The organism is Alteromonas sp. 1_MG-2023 (genome assembly GCF_030547075.1).
Classification (GTDB): domain Bacteria; phylum Pseudomonadota; class Gammaproteobacteria; order Enterobacterales; family Alteromonadaceae; genus Alteromonas.
The window spans coordinates 1-3,628 of the sequence record NZ_JAUOQH010000034.1 but is presented as its reverse complement, the minus strand read 5'-3'; the positions used below and the strand labels follow the sequence as shown (position 1 = coordinate 3,628).

Annotated in this window: 3 protein-coding genes and 1 pseudogene; all 4 read right to left on the bottom strand. The window is 39.0% G+C overall.

Features of this window, described 5'->3' with window-relative positions:
* Nucleotides 1-912: 912 nt before the first annotated feature.
* Entirely contained in the window at nt 913-1,446 is a 534-nt protein-coding gene (locus tag Q4561_RS19635; RefSeq protein ID WP_303462946.1) for a PH domain-containing protein, read from the bottom strand.
* Nucleotides 1,447-1,696: 250 nt separating this feature from the next.
* Complete coding sequence (locus Q4561_RS19630) at nt 1,697-1,948, bottom strand: tetratricopeptide repeat protein (protein ID WP_303462945.1); 252 nt, start codon at nt 1,946-1,948, stop codon at nt 1,697-1,699.
* A 66-nt stretch (nt 1,949-2,014) separates the two neighbouring features.
* Complete coding sequence (locus tag Q4561_RS19625; RefSeq protein ID WP_303462944.1) at nt 2,015-2,251, bottom strand: hypothetical protein; 237 nt, start codon at nt 2,249-2,251, stop codon at nt 2,015-2,017.
* 68 nt (nt 2,252-2,319) lie between these two features.
* Nucleotides 2,320-2,517, bottom strand: a pseudogene (locus Q4561_RS19835) (alpha/beta hydrolase-fold protein); the annotation flags it as partial.
* Between the last annotated feature and the right edge of the window lie 1,111 nt (nt 2,518-3,628).

The following is a 3,628-nucleotide window of genomic DNA, read 5'->3' as shown; positions in this document are numbered from 1 at the left end:
ATATGAATCGTCGTTGTGTGACACTCTTAATGAGTGCCCACACAGATTGTCTTGTCTAAATTGTTAAAGAACGTTGCTGCTTTTTTGCAGCACACTAAGCTAGCTATTGCTGTTTTAGTGTTTCGCTTCTCTCGAAGCGGGAGGCGTATAATACGCTTCTTGTTTTCAGTGTCAACGTTTTTCGTAAATTTCTTTTCGAACCGTTGTTAACTCCGTAGAGCTAATGAAAACCGCTTCTCGTTATTGTTGCCAACTCCTTGAAGCGAGGCGCGCATTCTACGCGAATCAGCTTCTGGATCAACACTTTTCTTAAATTAATTTTATAAAGTTTCCAACGCTATCTATTCGCCTTATTTCATGTCGGTTTAAGACTGGTTAGTCTCGCTACCTCTATTGCTAGCCATATATAAATTGTCACCACCGTATTACTCATTCTCTATGTAATTATAGAGTCATCGCGCTTAGTCAATTTTACAGACCGATGGGTCACCCTTATTATTGAGCTATGTTCGTCATTACCTATACAAGTAATAGCTAATAGCGTAATCCCTTATACTTATATGTTTATATACTCGTGGTTATCTTCATCTAGTCAGCCTTAGCCATCTTATTGGGCTCTTGTAACTAGGTTACTGAATTGATGTCATTTGTAAGTGGGGGTATTAGGCAGGTGTCGTTTACAATGTGTGTTGGGGACGACGCAGTACTGTCTATTCACTGATGGTGTACTTGTTAACCTCTATTCTACTTTCATTACCCCATACAGTTTTGTACTAGATACACTTTCCCCTTAGCTATTAGCATTCCTATAGACTTAGATTATTATACAAGGTACGAGTGATAGAGCGTGCGCTTACATTGGTATTAGCACTTATGGCCTGCTACTACCTACTATTCACACTACTGTAATTATCACTTTGAATTCACTAGCTGCTGTAGTAGTGCTTCAATTCGCTGAGTACTTTGCAGTAGTAAGGCGAAGTCATTGCTGGTATTTGTTTCGACCTCTGCCGTAACTCTATTTCCCCCAGCGGCCTTGTCTTTTTGGCTTAAAATGGTTTCTCTAAAATTGATAGCATCTTCAATTCCGATAAGCGAAACCAATGCGCCCTGCGCTGATTGTCCCGCAGTCTCAAAAGACAATCTGTATAATTTGAATACGCGCATTAGCGGGCCTTGCGTCATTGCCACATCGGTTATCTTCTCAAGTGGAATTGATTTTTCTTCCTTGTTGAAAATGCCTCTTTTCACTACCAGTTTTCGTTCAGTGATTATTGCAGACATTGCTGCAATCATTTTACTACTTACAAAATAAAATATAGGAATGGATATAATAAGAAATGGAATACCAATGACTATAAGCGTTGAGAATAGCAACAAGCTTACCAACCAATAGGTTTTGACTGACGGATTGAAAGTGGCTTCTAATACAATTTTTTCAGACATCCTATTCTCTCTGCTTATCGCTATACCTAGCGCTAATGTGTGGCTATTACCATAACGGTATTATTAGATATTGTCTGTATCGAAGTGAAACAAGATATTACCGGTTTCATGTTTAACCGCGGAACATCGTCTATTCATAAAACACTGATCATTTGTCTTCAATACTAGTTACCAGGGTTCTGCATTCACCATGGTTACTGAAAGTAAGTATATTAGCCCTGGCAAACATCGAATGGCGGCGTATACTCGACTAATCAGTGTCGCTTAACTTTTCCCTAATATTATCGAAACGCTGTTTATAGTTTTGATAATTGCTAGATTCAGAATCGCTATGTTTAAGGCTGAGGTTACAGTGCTTCAATGCCTTTTCAGACTCCCCGTTTGCTTGATAGAGCAGTGCTAGACCATTATGGGAACTATCAGAATTGGGGTGTTGACTTATGTTATATTCCAAAATATCAATTCCTTCGTTCAAGTCCTCATCAGCCCATAAATGATACATGCCTGCGTTAAACACCATGCCTTGAGTAGCATTGATTTCAATGCCTACCTCTGCAGATAATTCTTCCTAGTGCTTTTTGATTGAGTCTAAGCCCTGCTTTATCTTTCCTGTTGGCAAAGGGAACTTTTGATACAACGAACGTAGTGCATAGAAAGATCCAATAACGCCAGTAGACAAATGATACTCCTGCTCTAAATGATGTGATACAAATCTGAATTTTTCCGGCGCATTACTCTCAATGTACCCAACGAGTTCCATGTAACCATTGCGCATTGCAATAGAGTTATCATAAGGGTCATCCAAACCTTCATTACCCATGTTCATATACAGAAAGTTGTGGAGAAAGGATTTTGATTCTAGAAATGCCATTACTAAACCCACTGTTGTTTGGTCCTCCCAATACAATGAGGGGCTAAGTGGGCGTCAAATAAATCAGGCTTGGCTTGCATAGCATGAAGAGTAAATAGTTCTCCCAATGAGTGCCCAGCCAATATGTTAAAGCCGTTAGTCTTATAGCGGTTATCGATATTGGGGATTAATTCATGCTCGATATACTGCAAAAACGTATCTGCACCTCCAGTACCTTCTCGGCCCTGAAATTAAGTTGGTGTCAAATCAAGAATGCGGCTTTGGTGCTCAATGCCAATTAGTATGAATTCGGGGGTCATCCCTCCTTCTGAAAGCGTATCTAGAATATTAAAATAGTGTTGTATGTATCTCTTATCGTCCAATAGATATATTACTGGATATGTATTTTTTATAGTCGCTTCGTAGGTTCTAGGGAGTTTTATGTAGAAGCTACGTTTCTCCTTATAAATCTCTGATTTCAATAGCTGCTCCGTGCGTGGAACTGATTAATTCATAATCAAATCCGAGTGACTGTTAGTCACTTAGTGCAGAAGTGCTTTAAGGTTGGATTTTTTTCTACACGACAGGTTTTATATAGCTAATGTCATCCCACAGTCTGCTTTTCATCGAATGAAAAACTATTTGTAGTAAGTTCTACCGTCTGAAAATTCCTCATAGCTGTCTGTTAGGTAGAATCTAAAACCTATGAGCTAAACTGTAAGATTAAATACAGCTACTACAGGTTACCTACCTATCCATATACGCTAACGCCATACCCCAGACATCAACGTTAACAACTTCACACGTATTGATAGCGACTTACAGATCAATCTTCTCTTTCCTTACTTTTGGGTTTAACCACGTCGAATATTAGAAAGCATTTCTGACGTATCTCGGTTGATAACCTCAATCTATAATCTATGAACACGCTTTATTGCTATATAGAGTAATACGGATTAGACGATTAATACCTTAAAAGTAATTTATTCAGGTTGGCGAGTTTTTATAATACATTTGATGGCGTATGTTTTAGCCTGATGTCATGAGCGGCAGATCATTTTTATTAAAATCTTCATATCACCCGGCTTCTTATTAGGAAGTAGCAGAGGCTTTTTACTGGTTTCTAATAAGTACTTAAGGGCAGACTTTGACAACGGTCTTATAGAAAGGCGCTTATAGATAAACGCTCATTGAATAGCACTTATTGATAGGTGCTTGTTGACGGGCATAGTGCTGACTAGCACTTTTCCTCACGCATAAAAAAAGGGCTATCCGTTAGGATAGCCCTTTCTTCGAATGGGAGCTTGGCAGTGTGCTACTCTCACATGGGGA